We start from the raw sequence: 5,752 nt of genomic DNA, 5'->3' as shown, positions 1-5,752 counted from the left end.
GGAGACTTGTGAAGTGACAGGAAAGCTGCCAGCCCGAACCCAACTATAGGGTGTAAGCAAGAGCATTTAGCTTTGGATGATTGGAGCAAGTCAGAATAAGAGCGAAGTATTCGCTCGTTTCTAGCTTGTGAAATCACTCCAAGACTGCCAAGTCGAACCTGACTAGATATGAGCAAAATAAGTAATTAAGGTGAGAATCAACAAGCTAGCAGAGACCTTGCTAGCTTGTTTTAATTATGGGGACCTTGTCCATCTTGCCTAGCAAGTTACCGCCAGTCGACCTGCTAATAGGTCCCTCGTTCGCGTCTTGCCGCAAACCTACTTGCTAATGGGGAAGTCGTTCGCAAGTTGTCGCCAAGCTACTTTCTAATGGCGGGCATGTTCGCAAGTTGGTAGGTACAAGGGACGCCCAGCAAGCCAATTGATAAGAGAACCAGCACAACTTCCTATAGTCTGCTGTTAACTTTATAAATCTTGCCTGCAATTTTCAGCGAATTCTTTCCACTTGGGTAAGTCTTAGTGTAGAATAAAGGAAAGAGTGTAGAAAGGAGGGCTCCGATTTGTCGGGAGACCTATTCCAACATTTTCCTGCAGAAGAAAAAAATTTCGTCGAACAAGTGCTAGACTGGCAAGGCCAGGTTCTTGACCAATACCGGCCTATTTTGTCCGACTTTCTCGATCCGAGAGAACAGGTGATTGCCCAAACAGTTCTGGGCCAGTCCCATTCAGACTATCGCTATGCCTTCTGGGGAGGCTATGACCAGGCCGAGCGCCAGCGTCTCTTGATCTATCCTCCTTATCTTGAAGCGGAAGAAGTGGACTATGACTTGGTCCTGGTTGAGATTTCCTATGCCAAGAAGTTTAACCAGCTGAGTCACCGCCAAGTTCTGGGCAGTTTGTTGGGACAGGGGCTGGAGCGCAAGGTCTTGGGAGATATCCTTAGCGATGGCGAGCGATGGCAATTCATTACCAGCCAAGAGCTCTTGCCTTTCTTCATCCAAGAAGTCGATCGGGTGGGCCGGGCCAAGGTGGCGCTCCAGCCCATCCCTTGGTCAGACCGCGTCCAGAGCCAGGAGAACTGGCAAGAGCGGACTATTAGTGCGGCCTCCTTGCGCTTGGACCTGGTCCTGGCTGAAGCCCTTAACTTGTCTCGAACCAAGGCCAAGTCACTGGTCCAAGCTAAGGGCATTAAGCAGAACTGGCAGGTCCAAGACCGGGTAGACCGGGAAGTGGCTGTTGGCGATACTCTCAGTGTCCGCGGCTACGGCCGGCTCTATATTGACCAGATCCTCGGCCAGTCCAAGAAGGGCAAGGTCCGCTTGGCCATCCAGTATTTAGCGAATCAATGAAAAGAGGTTGATGATAGTGAATGCAAGTGATTTAAAGGATAAAACCTTCAAGAGTAAATTATCAGGCTATGACAAACAAGAGGTGGACAGCTTCCTGCAAGAAGTGAGACACGCCATGGATAATCTGGAAACCTTAAACCAGTACATGCAGCAAGAAATCTTCGAAAAAAATGCTGAATTGGATGAATTCCGGGGCAAGGAATCAGCCCTCAACCGGTCCATTGTGGTGGCCCAAGAAGCCGCAGATAAATTGCGGGAAGAAGCTCTCAACGAGGCTGAACTAATTGTTAGCCGGGCTGAAGAGTCGGCCAATGAGCTCTTGACCCAGGCAGCAGAACGAGCTGTGGCTGTCGATACCGAAACAACCTATCTCCAACAGCACGGCCAGGTGCTCAGGGGCCAGCTCTTAGGGCTCATCCACAATAGCCAACAGAGCTTAGAAGATGAGCGTTGGGATAAGATTTTCACCGCTCGCGAAGAAGCCCGGGGCGACTGCCCTAACCTTGAAGAATTGATCGCTGACTTGGATCTGCCTGTACGCAACGACAAGGCGGCAGAAATCTTCGACCTGGCCAATGCCCAAGTCGATGAAGCCAAGCAGAAGGAAGAATTCTTCAACAATGACCAAGTGGCTGTCATGCCTGATGAAGTCAAGGAGGTCCTCGAGCCCGAAGATGTTGAGCACCTCACCCAAGGCCAAGCCGCCCAAGAAGAAGCGCCAAGCCAGGAGGGAATAGGGGCAGCCCCTGAAGAAAAGCAAGCATTAGTCTTTAAGAATGCGGATGAGCCGGACGATTAAGAAGTCTGGGCTTGAAAAATGAGAAGAATTTTAGTATCATTAGCCATGTATATAAAACAGAACGGAACACGGTCTTAAGGGGCGCTTATCAGAGAATCTGCGGTAGCTGTGAAGCAGACTAAGCTAAACTTAAGATTATCATCCGAATGAGGCTCTGCTGAAATGAAGTAGGCGGAGACGTTAGCGGCGTTAACGCTTTAAGAGTTGCTTGCAACTAAATTTGGGTGGTACCACGATCGCTTCGTCCCTTGCGGATGGAGCTTTTTTATGTACAGGATATGGATCAAAGAAAGCGGGGAAAAGCATGAAGATGAAAGAAACCCTTAATTTAGGGAAAACTAAGTTCCCAATGCGCGGGAACCTACCAGTTAAAGAAGTTGAACGACAAAAAGAATGGGAAGAACAAGATATCTATGGTAAGCGCCAAGCCTTAAACAAGGACAAGACACCCTTTGTCCTCCACGATGGCCCTCCCTATGCTAATGGGGCGATCCACAATGGCCACGCCATGAATAAGATTGCTAAGGATATTATTGTCCGGTCCAAGTCTATGTCAGGCTACCGGGCACCTTATGTACCAGGCTGGGATACCCACGGCCTGCCTATTGAACAAGCTGTCACCAATTCCGGTGTGGACCGCAAAGCCTTGTCAACCGCAGAATTCCGTAAAATCTGCGAAGACTATGCCTGGAAACAAATTGAAGGACAAAAGGAAGACTTCAAACGTTTAGGCGTTGCTGGAGAATGGGACAATCCTTATGTGACCTTGGATCCGAAATTTGAAGAAGAACAAATCCGTGTCTTCGGTAAGATGGCTGCCAAGGGCCTCATTTATAAGGGCAAGCGTCCAGTTTACTGGTCACCATCCAGTGAATCAACCCTAGCCGAAGCTGAAGTTGAATACCGGGATGTGGAATCTCCAAGTATCTACGTGGCCTTCAAGCTAAAGGATGGCCAGGGCAAGTTGCCAGAAGATAGCGAACTCGTGATCTGGACCACGACCCCTTGGACCTTACCAGCCAACCTCGGGATCTCCGTCCACCCTGACTTTATCTATTCGCTTGTTGAAGTGGATGGCCGTCATTTCGTGATTGCTAAGGAGCTCTTAGAAGACGTAGCGGAAACTTTAGGCTGGGAAGACTACCAAGAAATTGATGAAATTAAAGGCTCTGAAATGGACCGCATGGTGGCCCAGCATCCTTTCTATGACCGGGATTCCCTCGTTATGGTAGGGACCCACGTCACCGCAGATTCCGGTACTGGCCTGGTCCACACCGCTCCTGGCCACGGGGAAGACGACTTTTATATTGGCCAAGCTTACGGTTTAGACGCCCTATCGCCAATTGACGACCAAGGTTGCTATACTGACGAAGCTCCTGGCCTAGAAGGTGTCTTCTATGAAGATGGGAATGAAAAAGTCCTCGACAAGTTAAAAGAAGTTGGGGCCTTGCTCCATGTGTCTTACTTCACCCACAGCTACCCTCATGACTGGCGGACCAAGAAACCGGTCATCTACCGGGCAACCCCACAATGGTTCTGCTCCGTTGATAAGATCCGTGACCGTTCGCTTGAAGCCATTGAGAATGAAGTGGACTGGCTCCATCCTTCTGGTGAAAAACGCATCTACAATATGATCCGCGACCGGGGCGACTGGGTTATCTCCCGCCAACGGGTATGGGGTGTACCGCTCCCTATCTTCTATGCCGAAGATGGCCAAGAAATCATTAGCGAAGAAACCATTAACCATGTGGCAGAGCTTGTCGGTGAACACGGTTCTAATGTCTGGTTCGAATGGGAGGCTAAGGACTTACTTCCTGAAGGCTTCAGCCATCCTGGTTCACCCAATGGCCAATTTACCAAGGAAATGGACATCATGGATGTTTGGTTTGATTCTGGCTCAACCCACGCCGGCGTCTTAGGGACACGGGATAATTTAACCTTCCCAGCTGACCTCTATCTAGAAGGTTCTGACCAATACCGGGGCTGGTTTAACTCAAGTCTGTTAACCTCAGTTGCTGTTAACGACCAAGCACCTTACCGGGCCGTACTTTCCCAAGGTTTCGTTAATGATGGGGAAGGACGCAAGATGAGTAAGTCTTTAGGTAATACCGTGTCACCAAATGATGTCTGCAAGCAACGCGGAGCCGATATCCTGAGACTCTGGGTAACTTCTGCCGATACCTTATACGATGTGCGGATTTCTGACGATATCCTCGGCCAAGTGTCTGAAGCTTACCGCAAGATCCGCAACACGATCCGCTTCATGTTGGGTAACCTGACCGACTTCAAGCCAAGTGAAAATGCTGTCAGCTATGACAACTTAGACCCAATCGACCAATTCATGCTCAACAAGCTCAATGAACTGGTTAAAGAAGTAGAAGCTGCCTATGACCGCTATGACTTCATGACCGTCTACCAAGGCATCCTCAACTTCCTGACAACGGAAATGTCCAGCTTCTACCTGGATTATTCCAAGGATGTAACTTATATTGAATTAGCGGATAGCCCAGCCCGTCGGAAGATGCAGACCGTAATGTACCAAGTCGTTAGAGACCTGACCCTCTTGCTCACACCAGTTATCCCACATACGACTGAAGAAATCTGGCAATATCTGGATGAAGAAGAAGACTATGCCCAATTGGCTGAATTCCCTGAGCTAAAAGTCTACAGCAACAGCCAAGAATTATTGGACTTCTGGAATGCCTTCCTCGATTTCCGTGACGATGTCAACAAGAGCTTGGAAGAAGCTAGAAATGCCAAGTTAATCGGGAAGTCACTTGAAGCTGACCTGATTATCTATGCCGATGCGGATACCCAAAGCAAACTGGCCCAAGTTGGCGACCAACTCCGGACCTATTTGATTGTCTCACAAGTTGAAATCAAGCCGCTAGAAGAGAAGTCTGACCAAGCCCATGACTATGGCCACTATGCCTTGGAAGTGACCCAGGCAGACGGTGAAGTTTGCCAACGTTGCCGGGGCGTTTACCCAAGCGTGGGTCAAATCCCTGAAGCACCAACGCTTTGCCAACGCTGCTATGACATTGTCAGCGAACACTTCCCTCAAGCCTTAGTAGAAGAAGAGGAGTAAATTCATGTACCAAGGAATCGTGAAATCTTATTCAGCTGATAAGGGGTATGGTTTTATCGACCTCCCACAAAATCCCGAAGAAGATAGTCTTTTCTTCCATGCTTCTGCCCTCCAAGGTGCCTTTAGCCACCAACTCAAAGCAGGGCAAAAGCTCCGCTTTGAAATTGCGGAAGGAGAGCGTGGCCCACAGGCAGTGAACATTCATCTTGACCAATAATTGCTCGAAAATAAAACTGTGCGACCTAGAATTTAGGTTTCGCACAGTTTTTGTTTTTAATAAAGTCTGCTAGTGAGCATGCCTTGGGGTCTAGCAACTTGTGAACGAACCCTCCATTAGCAAGTAGGCTGGGGTCAACTAGCGAACAAGATCTCTATTAGCAAGTAGCTTGGCGACAAGATGCGAACGAGGTCTCTCTTAGCAAGTCTTGATTGCTCTTATTCCGGCTTACTACAAGTATCCAAAGCTAAGGGGTCTTCCTCATACCCTAGTCGGGTTCAGGCTAGCAGAAATAGCTC

Annotated in this window: 4 protein-coding genes; all 4 read left to right on the top strand. The window is 48.9% G+C overall.

The genetic code is table 11. The annotated features are described in order from the left end of the window. Nucleotides 1-560: 560 nt before the first annotated feature. Nucleotides 561-1,349 (top strand): YlmH family RNA-binding protein, encoded by a 789-nt coding sequence (locus tag HMPREF3090_RS00545; protein ID WP_070485700.1) that lies wholly within the window; start codon nucleotides 561-563, stop codon nucleotides 1,347-1,349. A gap of 16 nt (nucleotides 1,350-1,365) precedes the next feature. Then, nucleotides 1,366-2,148 (top strand): DivIVA domain-containing protein, encoded by a 783-nt coding sequence (locus tag HMPREF3090_RS00540; RefSeq protein WP_067972050.1) that lies wholly within the window; start codon nucleotides 1,366-1,368, stop codon nucleotides 2,146-2,148. Between the two features lie 304 nt (nucleotides 2,149-2,452). Then, on the top strand, nucleotides 2,453-5,236 hold the full coding sequence (gene ileS, locus HMPREF3090_RS00535; RefSeq protein WP_070485698.1) for an isoleucine--tRNA ligase: 2,784 nt from the start codon (nucleotides 2,453-2,455) through the stop codon (nucleotides 5,234-5,236). Nucleotides 5,237-5,240: 4 nt separating this feature from the next. Further along, a complete protein-coding gene (locus HMPREF3090_RS00530; protein WP_067972044.1) occupies nucleotides 5,241-5,453 on the top strand; it encodes a cold-shock protein in 213 nt (70 codons plus the stop codon). Nucleotides 5,454-5,752: the final 299 nt, after the last annotated feature.

The organism is Aerococcus sp. HMSC23C02, from assembly GCF_001806805.1.
Classification (GTDB): domain Bacteria; phylum Bacillota; class Bacilli; order Lactobacillales; family Aerococcaceae; genus Aerococcus; species Aerococcus sanguinicola.
This window is presented reverse-complemented; position numbering and strand designations above follow the sequence as displayed.

Excerpts from the sequence above, each read along its gene's own strand:
- HMPREF3090_RS00530 (WP_067972044.1), top strand. The coding sequence starts at position 5,241 with ATGTACCAAGGAATCGTGAAATCTTATTCAGCTGATAAGGGGTATGGT.
- ileS (WP_070485698.1), top strand. The coding sequence starts at position 2,453 with ATGAAGATGAAAGAAACCCTTAATTTAGGGAAAACTAAGTTCCCAATG.